The sequence below is a fragment of the Pseudomonas sp. PGPPP1 genome (genome assembly GCF_002255865.1).
Lineage (GTDB): Bacteria > Pseudomonadota > Gammaproteobacteria > Pseudomonadales > Pseudomonadaceae > Aquipseudomonas > Aquipseudomonas cremoris.
Window position 1 is genome coordinate 759,911 of sequence record NZ_NKIG01000001.1, and the last position, 24,205, is coordinate 784,115.

At 60.2% G+C, this 24,205-nt stretch carries 17 protein-coding genes; 13 read left to right on the top strand and 4 right to left on the bottom strand.

Annotated elements, in window-relative coordinates; all coding sequences use genetic code 11:
• Positions 1 to 199 precede the first annotated feature (199 nt).
• On the bottom strand, positions 200 to 1,126 hold the full coding sequence (locus tag CFE47_RS03505) for a LysR family transcriptional regulator (RefSeq protein WP_286835511.1): 927 nt from the start codon (positions 1,124 to 1,126) through the stop codon (positions 200 to 202).
• 176 nt (positions 1,127 to 1,302) lie between these two features.
• Between CFE47_RS03505 and CFE47_RS03510 the strand changes: the two genes are divergently transcribed.
• The 7 genes from CFE47_RS03510 to CFE47_RS03540 are packed head-to-tail and all read left to right on the top strand — an operon-like array spanning position 1,303 to position 10,845.
• Entirely contained in the window at positions 1,303 to 2,976 is a 1,674-nt protein-coding gene (locus CFE47_RS03510) for a DUF1302 domain-containing protein (RefSeq protein ID WP_286835512.1), read from the top strand.
• 38 nt (positions 2,977 to 3,014) lie between these two features.
• Positions 3,015 to 4,364 carry a DUF1329 domain-containing protein gene (locus tag CFE47_RS03515; RefSeq protein WP_286835513.1) on the top strand — a complete coding sequence of 450 codons (1,350 nt, stop codon included), beginning with the start codon at positions 3,015 to 3,017 and terminating at the stop codon, positions 4,362 to 4,364.
• Positions 4,364 to 5,407, top strand: a complete 1,044-nt coding sequence (locus CFE47_RS03520; RefSeq protein WP_286835514.1) for a WD40/YVTN/BNR-like repeat-containing protein — start codon at positions 4,364 to 4,366, stop codon at positions 5,405 to 5,407. The genes CFE47_RS03515 and CFE47_RS03520 overlap by 1 nt, the downstream gene beginning before the upstream one ends.
• A complete protein-coding gene (locus CFE47_RS03525) occupies positions 5,404 to 7,818 on the top strand; it encodes an efflux RND transporter permease subunit (protein ID WP_286835515.1) in 2,415 nt (804 codons plus the stop codon). The genes CFE47_RS03520 and CFE47_RS03525 overlap by 4 nt, the downstream gene beginning before the upstream one ends.
• Complete coding sequence (locus CFE47_RS03530; protein WP_286835516.1) at positions 7,815 to 9,044, top strand: MFS transporter; 1,230 nt, start codon at positions 7,815 to 7,817, stop codon at positions 9,042 to 9,044. The genes CFE47_RS03525 and CFE47_RS03530 overlap by 4 nt, the downstream gene beginning before the upstream one ends.
• Positions 9,045 to 9,079: 35 nt before the next feature.
• Positions 9,080 to 10,057: a fumarylacetoacetate hydrolase family protein gene (locus tag CFE47_RS03535; RefSeq protein WP_286835517.1), complete on the top strand. Its 978-nt coding sequence runs from the start codon at positions 9,080 to 9,082 to the stop codon at positions 10,055 to 10,057.
• Complete coding sequence (locus CFE47_RS03540) at positions 10,054 to 10,845, top strand: cyclase family protein (protein WP_286835518.1); 792 nt, start codon at positions 10,054 to 10,056, stop codon at positions 10,843 to 10,845. The genes CFE47_RS03535 and CFE47_RS03540 overlap by 4 nt, the downstream gene beginning before the upstream one ends.
• A gap of 180 nt (positions 10,846 to 11,025) precedes the next feature.
• On the opposite strand, the gene CFE47_RS03545 is transcribed toward CFE47_RS03540, so the two are convergent.
• On the bottom strand, positions 11,026 to 11,517 hold the full coding sequence (locus CFE47_RS03545) for a DUF4019 domain-containing protein (RefSeq protein ID WP_286835519.1): 492 nt from the start codon (positions 11,515 to 11,517) through the stop codon (positions 11,026 to 11,028).
• A gap of 322 nt (positions 11,518 to 11,839) precedes the next feature.
• Here CFE47_RS03545 and CFE47_RS03550 point away from each other — a divergent pair, with 322 nt between their 5' ends.
• Genes CFE47_RS03550 through dsdC form a run of 3 tightly spaced genes read left to right on the top strand, consistent with a single transcriptional unit; the run spans position 11,840 to position 15,565 of the window.
• The gene (locus CFE47_RS03550) at positions 11,840 to 13,183 is read left to right on the top strand and encodes a GntT/GntP/DsdX family permease (protein WP_286835520.1); all 1,344 of its coding nucleotides are present in this window, start codon (positions 11,840 to 11,842) and stop codon (positions 13,181 to 13,183) included.
• A gap of 44 nt (positions 13,184 to 13,227) precedes the next feature.
• Positions 13,228 to 14,580, top strand: a complete 1,353-nt coding sequence (gene dsdA / locus CFE47_RS03555) for a D-serine ammonia-lyase (RefSeq protein ID WP_286835521.1) — start codon at positions 13,228 to 13,230, stop codon at positions 14,578 to 14,580.
• 49 nt (positions 14,581 to 14,629) lie between these two features.
• Positions 14,630 to 15,565 carry a DNA-binding transcriptional regulator DsdC gene (dsdC, locus tag CFE47_RS03560; RefSeq protein WP_286835522.1) on the top strand — a complete coding sequence of 312 codons (936 nt, stop codon included), beginning with the start codon at positions 14,630 to 14,632 and terminating at the stop codon, positions 15,563 to 15,565.
• A 49-nt stretch (positions 15,566 to 15,614) separates the two neighbouring features.
• Here dsdC and CFE47_RS03565 read toward each other — a convergent pair whose 3' ends face one another.
• Complete coding sequence (locus CFE47_RS03565) at positions 15,615 to 16,940, bottom strand: LLM class flavin-dependent oxidoreductase (RefSeq protein ID WP_286835523.1); 1,326 nt, start codon at positions 16,938 to 16,940, stop codon at positions 15,615 to 15,617.
• 23 nt (positions 16,941 to 16,963) lie between these two features.
• Positions 16,964 to 17,920: an ABC transporter substrate-binding protein gene (locus CFE47_RS03570; RefSeq protein WP_286835524.1), complete on the bottom strand. Its 957-nt coding sequence runs from the start codon at positions 17,918 to 17,920 to the stop codon at positions 16,964 to 16,966.
• 314 nt (positions 17,921 to 18,234) lie between these two features.
• Here CFE47_RS03570 and CFE47_RS03575 point away from each other — a divergent pair, with 314 nt between their 5' ends.
• The 3 genes from CFE47_RS03575 to CFE47_RS03585 all read left to right on the top strand — a co-directional run bounded on the left by CFE47_RS03575 (position 18,235) and on the right by CFE47_RS03585 (position 24,118).
• Positions 18,235 to 19,851, top strand: coding sequence for an efflux transporter outer membrane subunit (locus tag CFE47_RS03575; protein ID WP_286835525.1), 1,617 nt, complete (start codon positions 18,235 to 18,237; stop codon positions 19,849 to 19,851).
• 88 nt (positions 19,852 to 19,939) lie between these two features.
• Positions 19,940 to 21,052 (top strand): efflux RND transporter periplasmic adaptor subunit, encoded by a 1,113-nt coding sequence (locus CFE47_RS03580; protein WP_286835694.1) that lies wholly within the window; start codon positions 19,940 to 19,942, stop codon positions 21,050 to 21,052.
• A gap of 9 nt (positions 21,053 to 21,061) precedes the next feature.
• Positions 21,062 to 24,118 (top strand): efflux RND transporter permease subunit, encoded by a 3,057-nt coding sequence (locus CFE47_RS03585; RefSeq protein WP_286835526.1) that lies wholly within the window; start codon positions 21,062 to 21,064, stop codon positions 24,116 to 24,118.
• Positions 24,119 to 24,205 lie beyond the last annotated feature (87 nt).

Below are 24,205 nucleotides of genomic sequence, written 5' to 3' on the forward strand. Positions count from 1 at the left end.
TGAGGGAGGGAGGCTTATCTATAACCAAGCCAAATGACTACTTAATTTTCTTATGATTTTATTGAATATTAAGCGGGCAGGTCATGGCGCGTTCCTGTCACTGTCACCAGTACTGAAACCGCGCTTGTTAACGGAATAGCCCACCATAGGGGGTAAAGCCGATAGGGGCGGAGCAGCACGCAATATCTACCACACGGTTTCAAGGGATGGCCGTGCGCAGCGTATATTCCGCCGCTAACTCTTGAAGCATATTGCGCATCCAACGATGCGCTGGATCGCTGTCGAGCACTTTGTTCCACAGAGTGAATTCGCGTAGTAGCGGCAGTTCAAACGGCGGCGCCAGTGCGCGCAATGACAAAAAATCGCCATACAACATCGCTAGGCTTCGCGGGATCACCGCGACCCGTTGGGTACCCACCAGCAGATGCGGCACCGTATTGAAGCTACTGGTGGTCAACTCAACCCGACGCGCCTGGCCATAACCCTGAAGGATTTTTTCACTGAAGCTGGGTTCGCGGGCACTGCCGAAGTTGACCGCAATGTGCCCCAGGCTCAGGTATTCCTCCAGGCTGAGGTCGTCGCCCACCAGGCTGTTCTGCGACCAGATCACGCACTGGTAATCATCCTCGAACAACAGCTCCTTGGCATGCAGGTCAGACAGGTACTGATCGGGCATGATCACAAAATCCACTTCGCCCTGGGTCAGCATCTGGTTGTAGTGATCCGAGGCGTGCTGGATGTCCAGCGTGATGTAAGGCGCGCGTTGCTGCAGGCGCTGGGCCAGCGGGCCGAGAATCACTGTGGTCACGAAGTCCGTGGCAATCAGCTTGAAGTGCCGCTTACAGGTCAGCGGGTCGAATTCCGGCTTGTTGACGATGGTCGACTGAATGTCCAGCAACACCCGACGCACCGGTTCGGCCAGGCCTTGGGCGAGTGGCGTTGGCAACATCTTGCGCCCTACCTGCACCAGCAACTCATCATCAAAATAATCGCGCAACCGCGCCAGCAAGCCGCTGGCCGCCGACTGGCTGACGTTCAGGCGCTGCGCTGCGCGCGTGATGTTCTGTTCGGTGAGCAGCGTGTCGAGCACCACCAGCAAATTCAAATCCAGGTGATGAAAACGCATGGCCTTGCCTCCAGATGAGCATGGCACGTTGTATCACTTTTTTTGGATGGATGGCATCTCGATAATCGATTGTTCGGATTGTTTGGCCCTCCCTATTATCAATTCCAGAAGCGGCAGGAGCGCCGGTTCTCAAAAGACCTTTCAAGACAAAAATAACAAGTCAGAGGTTGGTATTGATGAAACGGGAACGTATGAGCAGCGTCCGGCCGCCTTGCCAGTGGGCCACTCTCGCCGCGGCAATTGCCGCAGTGGGCTGCGTCCATCACGCGGGCGCATTTGAAATCGACACCGGCGATTCAGACGTGCGTCTGCGCTGGGACAACACCCTCAAATACAACGCTGCCTGGCGCGTCAAAGACCGAGACAGCAAGCTCGTCAGCACGGTCAACCAGGACGACAGCGACCGTAACTTCAACAAGGGCCTGATCTCTAACCGGCTGAATATCCTGTCCGAATTTGATGCGCGCTATAACAACGTCGGTGCCCGCGTCAGTGCGGCCGGCTGGTATGACAGCGTGTATGAAGGCAGCAATGACAACAATTCGCCGGCGACTGCCAACCAGCGCTCAGTCAGCTATGACCACTTCACGGACGACACCCGCAAGCTGCATGGCAGCGATGCCGAGATCCTTGATGCATTTGTCTTCGGCAAGGGCAACCTCGGCGAGCTGCCCACCAGCTTCCGCCTGGGCCGGCACACCGTGTTGTGGGGCGAAAGCCTGTTCTTCGGGGCCAACGGCATTGCGGGCGGGCAAGCACCGGTGGATATCATCAAGGCCACCTCGGTACCGAATACGCCGTTCAAGGAATTGATTCGCCCGGTCAATCAATTCTCTGGGCAGGTCCAGTTGCGGCCGAATGTCTCGGTGGCGGCCTATTACCAGTTTGCGTGGGAAGAGAACCGCATCCCCGCCGTAGGCAGCTATTTTTCCACCTCGGATGTGGTGGGCGAGGGCGGTGAGCGCTTGATTGTGGGTGGCCCGATTGGCCCCAACCAACAACCGCTGGCGTTCTTTCACGGCAAAGACATCAAGGCGGACGACAAGGGCCAGTACGGTCTGTCGCTGCGGTTTTCGCCTGAGGACTGGAACACCGATTTTGGTCTCTATGCGATCCGCTATCACGCCAAGGATCCGATGATTTACACCCGCGCCAATCCCGGCGGGCCCAACCCATTGACCGGTCAACTGGGCGAATACCAACTGGTGTACGCCGAAGGGATTCGCGCATTTGGCGCCAGCTTCAGCACCTCGGTGGGCGATGCCAACGTTGCCGGTGAAATCTCGGTACGGCGCAATACGCCGTTGGTGAGCGTGTCCCAGGCTAACCCGACGGGCCTGGGAGACAACGACAGCCATGCCTTGTACGCCGTGGGCAACTCGCTGCATGCCCAGCTATCCAGCCTTTACTCGTTCAACAGCAACGGCATTTGGGATTCCGCCAGCCTGGCCGGTGAAGTGGCCTGGCACCGGCGCACCAGCATCACCAAAAACGCTGCCGCCCTCGACCCCAACAGCGAGCGCGATGCCTGGGGCCTGCGCATGAGCTTCACCCCCAACTTCTTCCAGGTGTACCCCGGCGTCGACCTGAGTGTGCCGCTGGGTCTGGGCTACAACCCGCAAGGGCGCTCGTCGGTGATCAGCAAATTCAACAACGGTGTGGGCGACAAAGGCGGCGATGTGAGCATCGGCCTGCAGCTTGAGTACCTGCAAACCTGGAAGGCTGGCCTCAACTACACGCACTACATCGGCGGCAGCGACAACTTCCTCGATAGCCGCAACGCCAACACCTATGGGCAACCGCTCAAGGACCGCGACTTTATCGCCTTTACCGTCCAGCGATCATTTTGACCGTGGCTGCATAACAACAATAAACAGAGGTGCGTTTCATGAAACTCCAACCGTTGATGCTCGCGGGTCTGTTGGTGGCCGTCGCGCCTGCAGGCTGGGCTGCAACCGACGCCCAGGCCCGGCAACTCAAGTCCACGCTGACCCCGCTGGGCGCCGAGCGCGCCGGCAACGCCGATGGCAGCATTCCCGCATGGGACAAGGGGTTTACCCAGGTACCGGCTGGCGTCACCCCGGGCCCGCGTCTGCCGGACTACTTTGCCAGTGATAAGCCGCTGTACTCGGTCACCCCGCAAAACGTCGCACAGTACGCCGACAAACTCAGCGACGGGCAAAAAGCGCTGTTCGCCAAATACCCGACCTACCGCATCGACGTATACCCGAGCCGGCGTACCGCATCTGCACCGCAATGGGTCTACGACAACACCCTGAAAAACGCCACCGGCGCGCACCTCACCCATGAAGGCAACACCCTGGAAGGCGCCAGCGGCGGCATTCCGTTCCCGATCCCGACCACCGGCGCCGAAGTGATCTGGAACCATCACTTGAGCTGGCGCGGCGTGGCCTGGAAGAACGACTACAACGTGTATGTGATCACCGCCAGCGGCCAGCGCATTCTGTCAGCCACCGTACAGGCGCAGCGCGAGATGCCGTATTACTTCCAGGACGGTAAACCCGAATACAAAGGGGTGTACTGGATGACCCGCCTGGTCAACCTAGGCCCGCCGCAACGTGCCGGTGAAGCCTTGCTGGGCCGTGAACCGCTGGACTACGCCAACGGCGGCCCGCAATCCTGGGTCTACCTGGCCGGCCAGCGCCGTGTGCGCAAACTGCCGGTGTCGTCCTACGACACGCCCACGCCCACCAGTTCCGGCGTGGCCAACTTCGACGAGGTTTCGGTATTCACCGGTCCGCTCGACCGCTATGACTGGAAGATCGTCGGCAAGCAGGAAATGCTGATTCCCTACAACAGCAACAAGATCCTCCAACCGGCCAAGGACGACGCGATCCTCAGCGAACGCTTCCTCAACCCCGACCACATGCGCTGGGAACTGCACCGCGTGTGGGTGATTGAAGGCAACCTGGCCGCCGGCAAACGCCACAGCATGCCCAAGCGTCGCTTCTACGTAGACGAAGACACCTGGATGGCCGTACTTGGCGACAGCTGGGACGCTAACCACCAACTGTGGCGCACCTACTTTCAACTGCCGTACCTGATGCCGCAATTGCCGGGGTTGGTGCGTGGCTTGTACGGCCAGTATGACCTGCAGACCGGTGCCTGGATGGCCCACAACGTGGTCACCGAAAAACGCGTGCACAACGATGTAGTCGCCCCGTTCCCCGACAGTGACTTCAGCCCGGACGGCCTGGCTGCCGATGGTGTGCGTTGATGCCTCGTTATCCCTTCTGGCTGGCGCTGGGACTGCTCGGCGTGAGCCTGGCAACCCAGGCCGATGAATCGCCGGTCAGCGATGTATTGCTGCGCCCGGCACTCAAGGTCAGCGCGCCGGAGCGAGCGGTGCTGATCGACATCACCCGCGCCGGCAACCGCCTGGTGGCTGTCGGCGAGCGAGGGCTGATTCTGCTCTCGGACGACAACGGCCAACATTGGCACCAAGCCTCGGTACCCGTCAGCGTGAGCTTCACGTCGGTGAGCTTTGCGACGGCCTTGCAAGGCTGGGCAGTCGGGCATGCGGGCGCGGTGCTGCACACCGTTGATGGGGGTGAGCACTGGACGTTGCAACTGGACGGCAAACTCGCCGCGCAACGGGTGCTCGATGCCCTGCCCGTTGGCAATCAGCAGCAACTCAAAGTCGCCCAAGGGTTCGTCGCCGACGGTGCCGACAAACCCTGGCTGGCGGTCAACTTCAGCAACAAGCGCGAAGGCACCGTGGTGGGCGCTTTCGGCCTGATCCTGCACACCACGGACGGCGGTGCAACCTGGCAATCCTGGGTCGACCGCCTGCCCAATCCGGCAGGCAATCACCTGTACGCAATCGCTGCCCAGGGCCCGCGCATCTACATCGCTGGCGAGCAGGGCGGCCTGTGGACATCGGCGGACGGCGGCGCAAGTTTCACTCGCTTGAGCGCCCCCTATGACGGCAGTTTTTTTGCCGTCGACCTGGCGCCGGGCGGCGACGTTTTAGTCGCCGGCTTGAAGGGCAACGTTTGGCGCAGCAACGATCAAGGCGGGCACTGGCAAACCGTGAGCAATCCGTTCAACAGCAGTGTCATGGCCGCGCGGTCGCTGGGCGGCGCAGACGTGATGCTCGCCGACCAGAGCGGCCATTTGCTGCTCAGCACGCCGGGCGCTGCTTTGCGTGAGCAAGGGCAGTCGAGCGCCGTGGCGTCCTTTACCCAGACGGCAGACGGCCAATGGATCACGGTAGGCGCTAGGGGCATCCAGCGCGTGGAACAGGTGAAAGCGCAATGACCGATCTGAGTAATCCCGCGCTACAGAATCTCAAGGCATTCGATCGTCGTTCCGGTTCGCTGGTCGAGCGCGCGCTGTTCAACCATCGCAGGCTGGTGCTGTGGCTGTGCCTGTTGCTGACCCTCGGCCTGGGCGCCGCGAGCACGCGCCTGGGGCTCAACGCCAGCTTCGAAAAAATGATCCCCACCGCGCATCCCTATATCGCCAACTACCTGGCCAACCAACAGGAACTCACCGGCCTAGGCAACGCCGTGCGCATCGCCGTCGAAGCGCCGGGCGGTTCTATCTACGACAAGCACTACCTGGAGTTGCTGGCGCGCCTTAACGACAAAGTGTTCCTGTTACCGGGTGTCGACCGGCCTTTCATGAAGTCGCTGTGGACCCCCAACATGCGCTGGATGGCCGTGACCGAAGAGGGCGTGGAGGGCGGCCGAGTGATCCCCGACGACTACGACGGCTCGCCCGGCAGCCTGGAAACCGTACGCCTGAACGCCGCGCGCTCGGGTGAGATCGGCCAGACGATCGCCCTCGACGGCCACTCCAGCCTGATCTTTGTGCCCTTGATGGACATCGACACGCACACCGGCAAGCCGCTGGACTACAGCGCCTTGTCGCAACAACTGGAACAACTGCGCAGTGAGTTCCAGGCCCAGGGCCTGACCCTGCACATCACCGGTTTCGTCAAAGTGGTAGGCGACCTGATCGAGGGCTTGCGCCAGGTGCTGCTGTTTTTTGCTGCAGCGATCGTGATCGCCACGTTCATGCTCTACATGTTCACCCGCTGCCTGCGCAGCACTTTGCTGGTAATGGCCTGTTCGCTGGTAGCCGTGGTGTGGCAACTGGGCTTGGTGGCGTTACTCGGGTTTGAGCTTGACCCGTATTCGGTGCTGGTGCCGTTTCTGGTGTTGGCCATTGGTATGAGCCACGGCGCGCAGAAAATGAACGGCATCATGCAAGACATCGGGCGTGGCATGCACCGCCAAGTGGCGGCGCGTTTTACCTTTCGACGCTTGTTCCTCGCCGGCCTCACCGCGTTGTTGTGCGATGCGGTGGGCTTCGGCGTGCTGATGCTGATCGATATCAAGGTCATTCAAGACCTGGCGTTGATCGCTAGCATCGGCGTCGCGGTACTGGTGTTTACTAACCTCATCCTGCTACCGATTCTGCTCAGCTATTGCGGGGTCAGCGTCCGCGCCGCAACCCGCAGCCTGCGCAGTGAAGAGGCCGCCCTGCACGGGCAAAAGCATGCGCTGTGGGCATTTCTGGATCGCTTCACGCAGCGCCGTTGGGCGACGGTCACGCTGATCGTCAGCGCATTACTCGGCGGTGGTGGCTGGTGGATCAGCCAACAACTGCAAGTCGGCGACCTCGACGCCGGCGCGCCCGAGTTGCGTGCCGACTCACGCTACAACCGCGACAACGGGTTTATGGTGGCGCACTACGGCGCCAGCAGCGATGTATTCGCGGTGATCGTGCGCACGCCCGAGAGTGCTTGTTCCGACTACACCACCCTGATGCGCGTGGATGCGCTGGAGTGGCGCCTGCGTCAACTGCCGGGCGTGGAGGCCACTGCTTCGCTGGCCAGCCTTAACCGTAGCCTGCTGGTGGGCATGAGCGAAGGCAACCCGAAGTGGTACGACCTGACGCAGAACCAGGCGCTGCTCAATTCGATCACGGGGCGGGCGCCGCGCGAGCTGTTCAACCAGAGCTGCAACACCCTCACGCTCTACACCTACCTGCGTGACCACAAAGCAGTGACGCTCACGCGTCTGGTGGACGAAGTGCAAGCGTTCTCCCAGGCCAACGACACGCAGGATGTGAAGTTTTTGCTGGCCGCGGGCAATGCCGGAATCGAGGCCGCGACCAACATCGTGGTCAAGCAGGCCAACCACGACATGCTCTATTGGGTGTACGGCGCGGTGATCGTGCTGTGCCTGCTGACTTTCCGTTCGGTGGCGGCGGTGGTCTGCGTGATTCTTCCCCTGATGCTCACTTCGATTTTGTGCGAAGTGCTGATGGTGTGGCTGGGCATCGGCGTCAAGGTCGCGACCCTGCCAGTGATTGCATTGGGCGTGGGCATCGGCGTGGATTACGCGCTGTATGTGATGAGCATTTTGCTGGCGCGACGCAAGGCCGGGGACAGCCTGTCCCAGGCGTATTACCAAGCGCTGCTGTTTACCGGAAAAGTAGTGATGTTGACCGGCGTGACCCTGGCAGTCGGCGTCGCCACCTGGGCGTTTTCGCCGATCAAGTTCCAGGCCGACATGGGCATTCTGCTGGCGTTCATGTTTGTGCTTAACATGGTCGGCGCGTTGGTGCTGCTGCCGGCCCTGGCGCACTTCCTGCTGCCCGCGCCGGCAGCGGTTGACTCTTTTAAACACACGATAACAACAACAGGAAAAGCCTCATGAGTCAGTTCACGCAAGCCGTACCCGTGCCGCGTCGGCGCGGTTCGGGCGCATTGTTGTTGCTTGGTAGTTGCTTGCCGGTGCTGGGTGGCGTGTTGATCGCGCCGGTGTTGCCGCGTATCGCCGAACACTTCGCTGGTACGGCCAATGTCGGCGTGATGGTGCCCATCGTGCTGACATTGCCGGCGCTGATGATCGCGCTGTTTTCGCCCTTCGCCGGCTGGCTCTCCGACCGCATTGGACGCAAGCGCCTGCTGGTTTTGGCGATGCTGTTGTATGGCATCTGCGGGCCGCTGCCGTTGCTGCTGGATGACCTCAACGTGATCCTGCTTAGCCGAGCCGGATTGGGGCTTGCAGAGGCGGCAATCATGACCTGCTGCACGGCGCTGATCGGTGACTACTACGACGGACGCGAGCGCGTGCAATTGCTCTCATGGCAGACCATCGTCACGTCGCTCTCGGCCACCGCATTTTTCATGCTCGGCGGGCTAATCGGCGAGCACGGCTGGCGCGTGCCGTTTGCGCTTTACATCGTCGGCCTGGTGTTTGCGCCGCTGATGCATCTGGCGTTGAGCGAGCCTCTGCGCCGCGCCAGTGCGGTGGTTCAAGCGCAACAGCTCCGCGAGTTTCCGCTGCGTTCGTTGTCGGTGATTTGTGCCATGACGATTCTCGTCGCGCTGGGCTTTTTTATCGTACCGGTACAAACCGGTTTCCTGCTGGAACACATCGGCATCGACTCGCCGCAGCGCATTGGCATGGCGATTGGGCTGGGCCATTCGGCAGTGTTTCTCGGTGCGCTGCTGTTTCGCCGTCTGAGTCGATTCGGGCCGGGGTTGCTGCTGGCACTGGGGTTTCTGATCTCCGGCGCCGGCATCCTGATGCTGGCCAATGCGGCGGACTACCGCACGGTCATCCTCGCGGTGATGGTCAACGGATTAGGCGGTGGCCTGGCGTTACCCACGGTGCTGAGTTGGGCGCTGTCGACCTTGAGCATCGAGCACCGTGGCAAGGGCACCGGCCTGTTCAACGCGGGGTTTTTCGGCGGTCAGTTTGCCAGCCCTTTGTTGGTGATGGCGCTGTCCGGCGTGGCGGACGGCCGTGTCGGCGCAGTGGCGCTGGTGGGCTGGGGGCTGTTGCTGGCAGCGCTGGTGTCGCTGATTGCCCCGGCCATTGCGGGCAAGCGCCTGCTGGACCCGATTCAGGTCGCCGACGATTTAGTGCTGCATTGACGCGACCGCTGTTTTCCCTTTAGAAGGAGGCTTTGATGAAACTCGCTACGTTAAAAAATGGTCAGCGCGACGGCCAGTTGGTGGTGGTCGCCCGGGACTTGCGCCAGGCCGTGATCGCGCAGCCCTTTGCAACTTTACAACAGGCTCTGGAAAACTGGGCGCTGGCCGAACCGGTGTTGAGCCAGCAGTATCAGGCACTCAATCTGGGCAAGGCGACCGAGGCGTTTGCCTTCGACCCGACCTTCACCGCTGCACCGCTGCCGCGTGCTTACCAATGGTGTGACGGTTCAGCATTTCTCAATCACGCGCACCTGCTACAAAAAGCGTTCGATCTGGCGCCGATGAAAGACGAGCGCACCCCGCTGATGTACCAGGGGGCCAGCGATGACTTTCTCGGGCCTTGCGACGATGTGCGGTTGCCGGACGTGAACCACAACATCGATTTCGAGGGCGAATTCGCGGTGATCGTCGACGAGGTGCCGATGGGCTGCCCCGCTGAACAGGCGTTGCAATACGTGCGGCTGGTGTTGCTGGTCAACGACGTAAGCCTGCGCGGGTTTCTGCTGCATGAAGTCAGCACCGGTTTCGGCTTTTTGCAGGCCAAGCCCTCATCGAGTTTTTCGCCGGTGGCCGTCACTCCGCATGCGCTCGGCGATGCCTGGCGCGACGGGCGGGTGTGCCTGCCGTTGAGCGTGAGTTGGAACCAGGCATGGTTCGGTTCGCCCAACGGTGCCGAAATGAGCTTCAGCTTTGCCGACCTGATCGCCCACGCCGCCCGTACCCGGCGCCTGCGGGCCGGGACCATCATTGGCTCGGGCACCGTGTCCAATGTCGACCGCACTGTGGGCTCGGCGTGCATCAGCGAACGCCGCGCCATCGAGATGATCGAGCAGGGAAAGCCGTTGACGGGGTTCATGAATTTTGGAGACCGGATTCGCATCGAGGCGCTGGACGCAGAGGGCCAGTCGGTGTTCGGCGCGATTGACCAACGCGTAGTGGAGGCCCTGTCATGAGCACGCGTAAACGCCGCTTGGTAGACCTGTCCGTCGCCCTCGAAAACAACCCTTACACCGACCCGCCACCGTTACTGCCGCAGATCGACTACATGGACCACCAGGCCGGTATCGATGAGCTGCTGGCGATGTTCCCCGGCTTGAACATCAACGACATGCCTGGCCAGGAAGCCTGGGCAGCCGAACGCCTGAACATCACCACCCACAGCGGCACGCACATGGACGCACCTTGGCACTATGCGTCCACCACAGACGGTGGCAAGCCGGCCTATGGCATTGACGAACTGCCGCTGGATTGGTGTTTGCGACCAGGGGTGAAGCTGGATTTTCGGCACTTACCTGACGGGCATGTAGTGACCGCTGCTGAGATCGAAACTGAGCTCAAACGTATTGAATATGTGCTGCAACCGTTGGACATCGTGCTGGTGAACACCCGGGCGGGTGCGTTGTTCGGGCAACCGGGTTACCTTGATGCGGGCGTTGGCATTGGCCGTGAGGGCACACTGTATCTGTTGGAGCGCGGTGTGCGCGTGGTGGGTACCGACGCCTGGAGTTGGGACGCGCCGTTCAGCCATACACGTGCGCGCTTTGCTGCTACAGGGGATAGTTCTCTAATCTGGGAAGGGCACAAGGCTGGGCGCGATATTGGCTACGGGCAGATGGAAAAACTCGCCAATCTCGACCTACTGCCTGCTCATGGTTTCGAGGTGTCGTGTTTCCCCTATAAAATCAAACGCGCCTCGGCAGGTTTTGTTCGGGCGGTTGCGATCTTTGAGGAGTGTCTGTGAGGGGGGTAGGGTAGGGGCAGGGTGATTTCCAGCCCTTGCGCTTGCGCTTCTGAGTCGCTTGACGTGACCCCAATCGTTAACGATCGTGTGCTGATTGACCCCTGTGTTGGTCGAATTATATAACTAAACTAAATGACTATTTAGTTTAGTTATAATTATATTGAATATAAAGCGGGTAGGTCAGGGCGCTTTCGAGTCACTGCCGCCCACACTCAGGATGCGTTTATTCACGGAATAACCCGCCACGCGCCATTGGCTACCGTCTTCACGCAACACGACCTTTTCGGTTGCAGGCCCAGTAGAAAAGGTCGAAATACACTCCACGATTGCATAACGTCCGGCCGGCGCGTCAGGCATCTGGGTAGTAAACCCGATATGCGCGGAATTACGCTCCACAAATGCGCCGAGCCCAAAGCGCATGGCATTGATGCCATGAGTCCAGACCACCTCGGAAGTCGATTCCTTGAGCGACGGACTGGAGACCGCCCAGGTCTGATCGACGTGGCCTGAATCCAGCAAGCGCAAAAACTCGACCGTGGCATTGAATACCTGACGCTGTTCTTGTTCAGTCGCGGGCTCGGACGCCAGTACCTTAGGCGGCGTTTTGTTGAAGCTGACATCACAGCCTGGCAGCAGCAGCAATGAGAAAAGCACAGCGCAGAGTTGCTTCATGCAAAACCTCCAAGGGGGGTGACGTCCATGCAGCGAGTAAAGATGAAGATCACCAAGATCGCCATTGGCTGAGGTTTGAGTGAGAGAGTGAGATTGAAATCTGCTGGGGACTGGCCGTGAATGTGTAATACGATATTACGCATAATGTATATTATGTTAAATCGTGTAAATGCTTTATCCCCTCCAAACACCAACCTGCTCCTCATTAGTGACGAAGCATCATCTACCCCCTGAGGAATCATCGTTTGTCCCCGCTACGGCGCTGAAATCTAATCCATCGCAAATAACTAACAAAAACGACTGCGATGGAGCAGATTCAAACATGACCCCTACGTATTCCTTGTTGACCTTGGGCGCTTCGATCCTTTTGATCGTCGTGCTGATCGGTAAATTCCGTGTCCATCCGTTCCTGTCGCTCATCGCAGCAAGCCTGCTTGTTGGCGTTGGGACAGGCATGGCGCCAACGGCAATCATCTCGGCATTTGAAAAAGGCATGGGCAGCACGCTCGGCTTCCTTGCCGGCATCATTGGTCTAGGCAGTATTCTCGGCAAGCTCCTTGAAGAGTCTGGCGGCGCCAAGCGCATTGCGACGACGCTCTTGAACGTGTTGGGTGAAAAAAATGCGTCTTGGGCCATGATGCTGGTCGGGTTCATCGCCGGTATTCCGGTGTTCTTCGAGGTTGGATTTGTCCTCCTTATTCCGCTGATTTACGTTGTCGCCCGCCAAACCCGGATCAACGTGTTGTACCTCGGCGTACCGTTGGCCACTTCGCTGATGGTGGTTCATTGCGTTCTCCCTCCGCATCCGGCTGCCACGGCCATCACCGGGATGCTGAATGCCGACATTGGCAAGGTGATTCTCTACGGGCTTATCGTCGGCCTGCCGACGGCTGTAATTGCCGGGCCAATCTGGGTAAAACTGACCTGCGCTCGGCAGGCACCCGAGGGTCAGGCGCTGTTTTTGGCTGCCCGTAGCGATGTGGTCATCGACGACAGCAAGGCACCCAGTTTCGGTATTGCGATGGTAACGGTGCTGTTGCCGTTGGCCCTGATGGTCGGCAAGACACTGGCCGCGCCTTTATTAACGAAAAACTCGATGGCGCTGGAGTGGGTCTCGTTCATTGGTAACCCGCTGATTGCGCTCGCGCTGTCGATTTGTTTTGCGTACTGGTCCCTTGGCCTGCGACGCGGACTGGGCATGAGCGCCCTCCTCGATCTGACCAACCGTTGCTTCCCACCATTGGCAGGCATTCTCCTGGTAATTGGCGCCGGCGGCGCGTTCAACGACATGCTGGTCGGCAGTGGCATTGGCAAGGTACTGGCGGACGTGCTGGGACAGTCGCACATCAATCCGATCATTTTGGCGTGGCTGATCGCTGGATTGATGCATTTCGCTATCGGCTCCGCCACGGTCGCCATGATCAGTACGGCCGGCATGGTGCTGCCAATCCTGGGCCAACACCCTGAATACAGCCCAGAGATCCTTGTGATTGCCATTGGCGCAGGTGCGATTGGCTGGACGCATGTCACGGACTCTGCGTTCTGGGTGGTGAAGGAGTACCTGGGTATTTCCTTGTCCGAGGCCATCAAGAAATTCACCGGCGCCACCATCCTCGCCTCCTCCGTGGCGCTGGTATTTACCCTGATACTTTCCAGATTTGTGTGATGAACCGCCCCTCTACACCCATCACTTTTCGCAAGGGAATCCCCATGATTCACGGCAAGACACTCGACGCCTGGTATGCAAGCCACCCCGTTATCGAAGCACTGGTTTCACTTCAGGAAACCACCTGGTTCAATCCAGCAATCGCACCGGCGTCCTGCGCATTGGGCGATGTGGGGTTGAGCCAGGACGACGTCAAAACTGCCAGCGACCGCCTGCGTCGCTTCGCCCCCTACATTGCCAAGGTGTTTCCGGAGACGGCAGCAACGGGCGGAATCATCGAGTCGGGTATTCAACCCCTCAAGAAATTCCAGCAAATGCTCCTGGGTGACGCCGGCCTGACTGATATGGGCTCGCTGTGGCTTAAAAAAGACAGCGACCTGCCGATCTCCGGTTCGATCAAGGCCAGAGGAGGCATCCATGAAGTGCTCAAGCATGCTGAAGACCTCGCCCTGCAAGCGGGATTGATCACACTGGAGGACAACTACGCGGTATTGGCCAGCGACGCTGCGCTGGCGTTTTTTAGCCGCTACAAGATTGCGGTCGGTTCCACAGGTAATCTTGGGCTATCCATCGGCATCATGAGTGCCAAACTGGGCTTTCAGGCTACCGTCCATATGTCGTCGGATGCCCGCCAATGGAAAAAGGACAAGCTGCGAGCCAGTGGCGTGACGGTGATCGAGTACGCGTCCGACTACAGTGTCGCGGTGGAAAACGGACGCCTGCAAGCCGAAAAAGACCCTGCCTGTTACTTCATTGACGATGAAAATTCGCCCCATCTATTCCTGGGCTATGCGGTTGCCGCCGAGCGGCTGGCGCAGCAGTTCGAAGGCGCAGGTGTGCGAGTGGACGCCGATCATCCGCTCTTCGTGTATTTGCCCTGCGGAGTGGGCGGCGGCCCTGGAGGCGTTGCTTTTGGCTTGAAACTCGCTTTTGGCGACGCGGTGCACTGCGTGTTCGCAGAGCCGACCCATTCTCCCTGCATGTTGCTTGGGGTCTACACCGGCCTGCACGATGAGGTGAGTGTCCAGGAGTTTGGCATCGACAACATCACCGCCGCAGACGGATTGGCGGTTGGCCGTCCCTCCGGCTTCGTGGGAAAAGCGATGCAACGTCTGATCGATGGCTACTACACCGTCACGGATGAAGCGCTTTATCGCCTGATGTACCTGGCTCATGAGCTTGAACAGGTCAAGCTGGAACCCTCGGCCTTGGCCGGCGCACCCGGTATTGTGCGGGTATTGAGGGATGAAGCGTATCTGGAGCGCATCGGCGTCTGCAAACAGGCGCTGGGCAACGCGACGCACTTGATTTGGGGAACCGGCGGAAGCATGGTACCGGCCGCAGAGTTCGCGGCTTACCTTGATAAGGGCCGTGCCCTGCAACATTCTGCACTGTAACGACGGCGTACCGCACATCGACGGCGGCTGACTGGAAGGAGGAAATGCAATGCCGGAACTTGGTCTGACGAACGCTTCGAAGCTCAACGGAACCCATCTGTCCAACCTGCACACTTTTCTCGTTGCCGCCCGTCATCTCAGTTTCGCCCGTGCGGCGCAAGAGCTGTACCTGACCGCCAGCGCAGTCAGCCATCGGATCGCGCGTCTTGAGGAAGACCTGTCGCTCAAGCTTTTTCACCGACTGCCCCGAAAGGTCGAGCTGACCGATGACGGCGAGCGGATTTTCAAGGTCATGCAACAGACGATGGATAAGCTCTGCGAGGCTGTGCAGGAACGCTCCCATGCTCAAATTGAGGGGCAACTGTGCTTCTATGCCAGGCCTTCGGTCGCGCAGTGTTGGTTGGTTCCCAGACTGTCGGATTTCACGACGCGCTATCCCGGGATCCAGCTGGATGTTCGGGTTGGTAATGAACCTATCGACTATCGAACCCGGCGTATTGACCTGGTGCTGTGTTATTCGAACGGTGAACACCCAGGGCTCGAAAGCATCCGGCTGATGCCGGAGCGAATTGCGCCCGTGTGCAGCCCGCAATACGCCCAGGCGCATGGCTTGATGGGGCATCCGGAGCGCCTGTCGCACTGCACGGTGCTGCATGATGTCGCAGCGTGGGACAACATTTCCTTCGACGCGGAATGGCGTCTATGGCTTGACGCAGTTAGCGGGCCTGCTGAACTTCCCAGCCGCTTCATGACGTTTGACCGTTCGGACCTGAGTACCCTGGCCGCCATCAATCACGCCGGCGTGGCGATTGGCCGGGAGCAATTGGTTCGCAAGCGAATTGAGGACGGTGAACTGGTGCTGCCCTTCGGTGGATTCAGCGAGGCGTTCAACTATGGCTACTATCTGGTTCATCCTGCTCACGAGACAATGCCTAAAAGGTTGCAGGCGCTGATCGACTGGCTCATCGAGCAAGCGGGTAATTAATGCGCGGCTGGTTACCAGTGGCCCAGCCGCTTCATGACCGGCTTGACGCCTACCCGGTTTGCCCAAACCTCGGAATCTCCAACCCCAAACTCTCCCGCAACGTCGTCCCTTCATACTGCGTGCGATACACACCACGCGCTTGCAGCAACGGTATGACCTCCTTCGTAAACCGCGTGAACTGCTCCGGGTGGCCTATATAGATGTTGAACCCATCCACGGCCCGGGCTTCGAACCACTCCGTGATTTTCTGAGCGACCGTATCCGCCGTCCCAACGAACGCGCCCGGTCGCAGTTGCCGACCGTACTCAACGGCCTGACGCAGTGTGAAGCCCTTCTCCCGTGCCTGATCGGCGATGCGCTTGGCCGCGGTAAAAAAGCTGCTACGCGCTGCTTCCAAGCTCTCCTGTGGAAACGGTGCATCCAGCTCGTACTGGCTGAAATCATGCCAGCCGAAATTGCGCCCAAATTCCTTCAATGCCAGTTCAAAGCTGTGATCGGCCTGGTGATAGTGCTGCTCGATTTCCCGTGCATGCGCGTCGGTGTCGCCCACGTAGATCTCGGCACCGGGCATGACCAGTAACTGTTCCGGGTCGCGACCATGCTGCTCTGCCCTGCCCTTTATATCCCGGTAAAACGCCTGGCCCTGCTCGATACTCGCTGCATGAGTGAAGATCACATCCGCCGTGGCGGCGCCAAGGTCGCGACCTTGCTCCGAGTCGCCAGCCTGGAAGATCACCGGCTGGCCTTGGGGTGAGCGTTGGATGTTCAACGGGCCCACGACGGAAAAATGCTCGCCCTTGTGATTCAGGCTGTGCAGTTTGCCGGGGTCGAAAAACTGGCCGGTGCTTCTGTCGCGTACGAAGGCATCGTCTTCGTAGGAGTTCCACAGCCCCTGAACCACCTGGACATGCTCCGCTGCACGGCCGTAACGCGTGTCGTAATCGTAGTGTTCGTCGCGGCTGTAATTGCCCGCCGTGCCGGCATCGCCACTGGTGACGACATTCCAGCCCGCACGGCCTTTGCTGATCAGGTCGAGGGAGGCCAACCGCCGCGCCACGTTATACGGTGAGTTGTAAGACGTTGTCAGCGTGCCAACCAGGCCTAAATGCCGTGTGCTCACGGCCAGCGCGGATAAGAGCGTCAGCGGTTCCAGCCGGTTGAGGTAGTGGGATGGCGACCCCGGCGTGATGAACTGGCTGTCGACGATGAACATCAAGTCGAACAGCGCCGCCTCGGCCTGGCGGGCAATGTCGATGTACCAGTCGACGTTGACGCTGGCGTCGGCCGGCAATTGCGGGTCAAGCCACAGGTTATGGCGGCCCGGGCCGCCACACCCCATGGTCAAGGCCCCGAGTTTCAGCTGTCTTTTGCGCATATCTGAGGGATTCCTTGAAGTGTTCAGGGCTGTTTTTGGGCCACGCTAGGTTGCAGCGATGCCGCGAATGAGTCATCGAACAGGCTGGCAGCCGAGTACGACTTCACCAGGCCTTCGGCGGCGAAAAAGTCCACGGTCTTTTGCGCGTCAACCGGTGACTCAGCCGTCACGGGTTCGACCGTCGTCCGTGCGCGGGCAAACCAGGCGCGCGCAATGTCAGCATCCGCACGCGTGCGTTTGGCCCAGGCATCGGCATATGCGTCGGTATTGGCCGGGCTGAGACGGGTCCATTCACGGGCCTTTTTCAAACGCTGGAGAAAATCACTGATCTGCGCGCGCTTGGCGTCAACGGCCTTGGCGTTTGCCGCAATGTAGCTCTGGGCCGGGATCAACCCCTCAGCCGTTGCAAGCACCCGCGCACCTTGGCGCTCCTGCTGCGTGACATAGGGTTCCCAAGTCGCAATGACGTCAACCGAGCCGCCTTCCAGTGCGTGGGAAGCGTCCAGCGCGCTGAGGTAGCGCAGTTCCAGCGAGTCGCGTGGCACGCCGGCTTTGTCCAGGGCGGTGAGCAACAACTGCTGGCTCCAGGAGCCTTTCCAGATCGCCGCGCGTTTGCCCGCCAGATCCGCCAGGCTGTGGATCGACGAGTCCTTTTTCACCAGGATGGCCACGCCATCGAGATTTTGCCGGGTGACGGCGACGACCTTGATCGGCGCACCCAATGCGCCCAGGAACAGCACCGGCGCATCGCCGAGCAAGCCGATATCCAGGCTGTTGGCGTTGAGCGCTTCGGCCACCGGTGAGCCCGCCGTAAATTGCTTCCATTCAAGGGTATAAGGCAGGTCATCCAGCACGCCGGCCGCTTCCATCACGGCCTGGGCGTTGTAGCTCTGGTCGCCCACCACCAGCGTTTGCGCGTGCGCAGTCAGGCACAGCAAGGTGGCGGCGATACCGGTCGCCAGTTTTGAAAGGTAACGCACGTGTGTCTCCAGATGCCTTCGTAGACAGTTCAAGTCGATCCGCGCGCACGGTCTCGGCAGTATTCATGGGGTGCATACAATGAAGTCACGGCCACCGCATGTAAAATACTAATAACGCATAACGTAATTCGATAATAATGCGCCAAATGCATTTATTGGGCGGTCGGTCGTTTCACCACATTGCGTAGCGCCATGCACCACCTACACTGATTCAAATCCGGCTGTCGCTAGCCCATTTCATGCGGATAAACCTGATTCACCGGCACCCTTTGCTCGACAAAAAACAGTTAACCAACTGATTAATCAGAGTAACCATGAAAGAGCAGCTTCGGCAGCGTGCATCAGGACCGCAACAAGTGGCGTACCTGCGCGATATTTCCCGACGAACCCACCTTCTGGCGCCCTTGAGCCTGCTGTGCATTTCCTTGGCCGGCTGCACGGTCGGGCCGGATTTCAAGCGTCCAGAGGTGCCGGCGAATGCCGACTACTCGCGTGAAAAACTCACCGCCACCGCTCAGGCAGATATCGACGCGGGCGGCGCCGCACAACGTTTGATCGCCGGCATGGATATCCCCGGCCAATGGTGGGCACTGTTCCGCTCCCCCACGCTCAACGCGTTGGTCGAGGAAGCGCTGCGCGCCAACCCGGATGTCAGTGCCGCCCAGGCCGCACTGCGTCAGGCCAACGAGTTGGTGTACGCCGACCAGGCGTCGCTGTTCCCCTCGGTCAACGCCAACGCCTCAAAGACCCGCGAGAAAGTTTCGGGGGTGACGGCGGGCTTGCCGGAGTCGCCGATCCTGACGGTCAGTTCTGCCTCGCTGAATGTCTCGTACGCCCCGGATGTGTTTGGCGGCACCCGTCGACAAATCGAGTCCACCACCGCGCAAGCCGAGTACGAACGTTTTCAGCTGGAGGCGACATACCTCACCTTGACCGCCAATGTGGTCAATACCGCCATCAGCCTGGCGTCTGTGCGCGATCAGGTCGCCGCCACCGAGACCATCATCCGCCTGCAGAGCGATCAGCTTGACGTTCTGCAAGCCCAGCGACGCCTGGGCGCTATCGGTGACAGCGACGTGCTTACACAGCAGACGGCCCTGGCACAAACCCGTGCGACATTGCCGCCCCTGCAAAAGCAATTGGCACAAACGCGTAATCAGTTAATGGCGTATCTGGGCCGGTTTCCAAACCAGGACCGTGGCGAAGCGTTCAACCTGGCCTCCCTGCACTTGCCCGAGGAATTACCGGTCAGCCTGCCCTCCGCCATCGTCGGCCAACGGCCTGATGTGCGTTCTGCACAGGCTCAACTGCACCAGGCCAGCGCCAATATCGGCGTGGCCGTTGCCAATCAGCTGCCGCAGTTCAGCATTACCGGGTCGTTGGGCTCTACAGCGGCGAGCGGGACAAAACTGTTTTCTGCGGGCACCGGTGTTTGGAGCCTGGCCGGCGCGATAGCCCAACCGATATTCGATGCCGGCGCGCTCGAACACCGTAAACGTGCGGCTGTGGCGGCCTATGACGAGTCGGCGGCGCGTTATCGCGGCACTGTGATCACCGCGTTCCAGGATGTGGCCAACTCGCTCCGTGCGCTGGAAGCCGATGCCGATGCCCTCAATCAACAAGTGGTGGCTGAACGCTCTGCGCAAGCCAACCTCGACCTGGTCCAAGCCCAGTTCAAGCTCGGCGCTGTGGCGTACATCAACCTGCTGAACGCCCAGCAAAGCTATCAAAACACCGTGCTCTCACGCGTCAAGGCGCAAGCCGCGCGTTACAGCGACACCACTGCGCTGTTCCAGGCATTGGGTGGCGGCTGGTGGAACCGCACGGACGTCGATCCGGCGACCAAGGGCAAACCCGATCGCTTCGGCCTGCCCACGTGGCAGGAGATCATGCCGGCCAGCAATGCGGCGCGCACCGAACCCAATCTTTGAAACAGTGAGAACCCCCATGGCCGACGTCACGACTGCCTCTCCCCTGCCCCCCGCACCCAGTGCCCGCAAGCGCCGCCTGTGGCGGCCGATGCTGATCATGGTCGTGGTGGTGCTGGTGATTGTCGGGATTATTGCCGGGGTGAAGTTCGTGCAGATTTCCGCGCTGATCGCCCAGTCCAAGCAACCGTTGCCCGCCGCCGTGGTGACGGCCTTGAAGGTGCCGTTCGAGGACTGGCAGCCCAGCGTCACCGCCGTGGGGTCGATGAAGGCGGTCAGGGGCGTGGACGTGACCACCGAAGTCGGCGGCATCGTACGCACCCTCGGCTTCAAGCCCGGCCAGGAGGTGGCGGCCCAGGCACTGCTCGTGCAGTTGAATGCCGACTCCGACGTCGCCCAGTTGCATTCGCTGGAGGCCACGGCCGACCTGGCGGTGATCGTGCTCAAGCGCGACAAGGCGCAGTTGGCGGTCAACGCCATTTCCCAGGCCCAGGTCGACACCGACACCGCCGACTTGAAAGCCAAGCTCGCCGCCGCTGAACAACAACGCGCACTGGTCGAGAAAAAGTCGATCCGCGCGCCGTTTGCCGGCCGTATCGGGATTACGGGCGTCAACCCCGGCCAATACCTCAACCCTGGCGATAAAATCGCCACGCTGCAGACGTTCGACCCCATCTACATCGACTTCACGGTGCCCCAAACCCAGCTTGAATCCATCGCCATCGGGCAAACGGTGTCGGTGACGGCCGACGGTCTTTCCAATCAAACCTTCAGCGGTCGTATCAGCACCATCGACACCCAATTCGACGCCACCACCCGCAATGTCACCGTTGAAGCCACCGTCGCCAACCCCAAGCAAAGCCTGGTGCCCGGCATGTTCGCCCGCGCCGTAGTCAACTCGGGAGGCACACAGCGTTACCTCACCGTTCCGCAAACGTCGGTCACCTACAACCCGTATGGCACCACGGTGTTCATCGCAACCTCAAGCAAGAATGACAAAGGCGAAGAAGTCCTGACGGCGCAGCAAACTTTCATCAAGACCGGACCGACCCGTGGCGACCAAGTGGCGATTGTCTCCGGGGTGAAGGAAGGCGACCTGTTGATCACCAGTGGCCAGATGAAGCTTAAAAATGGCTCGCCCGTGAAGATCGATAACAGCGCCGCGCCGCTGAACGACCCCGCTCCGACTCCCCAAGAACACTAAGGGTGTCCCATGAAATTTACCGATACCTTTATTCAGCGACCGGTCTGGGCCGTGGTCGTCTCGCTGTTCATCCTGATCCTGGGGCTGCGCTCGATCTTTGAATTGCCGGTCAACCAATGGCCGCGCACCGAAAATACGGTAGTCACTATCACCACCGCCTACTACGGCGCAGACGCGTCCACGGTTGCCGGGTTCATCACCCAACCGCTTGAGTCCGCCATCGCACAGGCGCAAGGCATCGACTACCTGTCGTCATCGAGCATCACGGGTGTGTCGACCATTACCGCCACCTTGCGGCTCAATTACGAAGCCAGCAAAGCCCTCACCGAGATCAACACCCAGGTCAATTCGGTCAAGAACCAACTGCCCGCACAGGCCCAGGAGCCGGTGTTGACGGTGGCGGTCGGGCAAACCACCGACGCCATGTACCTGGGTTTCTACAGCGACACGCTGCCCACCAACAACATCACCGATTACCTGGTGCGCGTGGTCAAGCCCAAGCTGGACTCGATCCAGGGCGTACAAACCGCAGAAATCCTCGGCGGGCGCCAGTTCGCCCTGCGCGCCTGGCTGGACCCGGACAAGCTGGCGGCGCACAACGTGTCGGCGCAGGATGTGTCCACCGCGCTGGCCAACAACAACTACTTGTCTGCCGTTGGTTCTACCCGAGGGCAAACGGTCACCGTGGACCTTACCGCCGGCACCGACTTGCACACGGTGGACGAGTTCAAGCGCCTGGTGATCAAGCAAAAAGGCGATGCCCTGGTGTACCTGGAGGATGTGGCCACCGTCACTCTAGGCGCCGAAAGCTACGACAGCAGCGTGGCGTTTTCCGGCAAACGCTCGGTGTTCATCGGGATCAAGGCGGCACCCAGTGCGAATATCCTGACCGTCGCCGACAGCGTTCGCGAAGTGTTTCCCGAGCTGCAATCCCAACTGCCCAGCGGCGTGCGCGGCGAGATCGTCTACGACTCCACGGAGTTCATCAACACCTCGATCTACGAGGTGGTGAAGACCCTGGTCGAGGCCATGATCATCGTGTCGGTAGTGATCTACCTGTTCCTCGGCTCGTTCCGGGCGGTGATCGTGCCGTTGGTGGCGATCCCGCTGTCGCTGGTGGGGACCTTCTTTGTGATGTACCTGCTGGGCTATTCCATCAACCTGCTGACCCTGCTGGCGCTGGTGTTGGCGATTGGTTTGGTGGTGGATGATGCGATTATCGTGGTGGAAAACGTTGACCGGCATATCAAGGAAGAAGGCAAAGGCGTACTGGAGGCCTCGCTGGTGGCGGCGCGGGAGTTGGGTGGGCCGATCCTGGCGATGACCGTCGTGCTGATTGCCGCTTATGTGCCCATCGGCTTGCGCAGCGGGCTTACGGGGGCATTGTTCAAGGAGTTTTGCTTCTCGCTGGCGGGTGCGGTGACCGTGTCTGCGGTGGTGGCGCTGACGCTTTCACCGATGATGACCTCCAAGCTGTTCAAGAGCGGTCAGGAAGAAGGTCGCTTTGCGCGCAAGCTCGATCAGTACTTTGACTGGCTGCGCGGGCGTTACCACCGAGTGTTGTCGGGCGGTTTGAATATCTGGCCGGTGCTGGTGACCTTTGGTTTTGTGCTGTTCCTGCTGGTCGCCGCCAGCGGGATGACGGCCAAGAGCGAACTGTCGCCGACCGAGGACCAGGGGCTGGTGTTCATGCAGATCAAAGGCCCGCCCACCGCTTCGCCGCAACAGATGGAGCGCATTGCCGACCAGGCGTTCCAGATCGCCAACAAGGAGCCGGAATACGCGCAAATGTTTCAGCTCACCGGCCTGCCCGCTCTCAACCAAGGCCTGGGCGGCGTGCTGCTCAAGTCGTGGGGCGACCGAACCCGCTCCCAGGCCCAACTGATCCTGGACCTGCAGCAAAAATGGAACCAGGTGCCGGGCGCAACCGTCGCGGCCTTCCCTCTGCCGTCGCTGCCGGGGGCGCAGGGGTTGCCGGTGCAGTTTGTGATCACCACCACCGACTCGGTGGAAAACCTCAATGAAGTCGCCCAAGCGGTGATGGCCGAGGCGCAGAAGCAACAGCTGTTCTGGTTTGCCGACAACGACCTGAAACTCGACAAACCACAGGCCCGCCTCGTGGTCGACCGCGAAAAAATCGCCGCGCTGGGCATGACCCAGGCCGACGTCGGTGCTGCGCTGTCTGCGGCATTGGGGGGCAACTACGTGAACTACTTCTCCACCGCCGGGCGTTCGTACAAGGTCATACCCCAGGTGTTGCAGGTTGACCGCCTGAACCCGGACCAGATACTCGATTACTACATCCGTACGCCCTCCGGCACCATGATTCAGGCGCGCACCGTAGCGCATATCGAAACCACAACGCAGCCGGAGTCGATCAACCACTTCCAGCAACTCAACTCGGCGACGATCTCCGGTGTCAGCGGCGTGGCCCAGGGTGAGCTGTTGGCGAAGCTCAACACCATCCTCACTAACGTTGCGCCCTCGGGCTACACCTCGGACTTCTCGGGCGAGTCGCGCCAGTTCATGCAGGAGTCGGGTGGTTTCGTCGGGCTGTTGCTGTTCTCGATCCTGATCGTCTACCTGGCGCTGGCCTTCCAGTTCGAGAGTTTCCGCGACCCTGTGGTGATTCTGTTCTCGGTGCCCCCGGCGCTCTTTGGTGCACTGGCGTTCATCACCATGGGCTTTGCCTCCATCAATGTGTACACCCAAGTGGGGCTGGTCACGCTATTGGGGTTGATCACCAAACACGGGATTTTGATCGTGCAGTTTGCCAACGAACTGCAGCGCGCAGGTCATAGCAAACGTGAGGCGATTGAAGAGGCTGCCGGGGTTCGGCTGCGGCCGATCCTGATGACCACCGCCGCGATGGTACTCGGCGTGGTGCCGCTGGTGTGGGCCTCGGGGGCCGGGGCTGCGGGGCGACATGACATGGGGTTGGTGATCTTTGCGGGGTTGTCGATTGGTACCCTGCTGACGTTGTTTATGGTGCCGGCGATGTATATGTTTATCGGCGAGACGCACCATCGGGAGGCTGAACAGCCAGCGGCTGAGCATCCGGCTTGAGGGGGAACAGTATGTGCTTTAGGCATAGCCCATTCTCAAACGTCATAATCCTACCTTTTCCTACATGGTAGTCTCACACGTCTACCA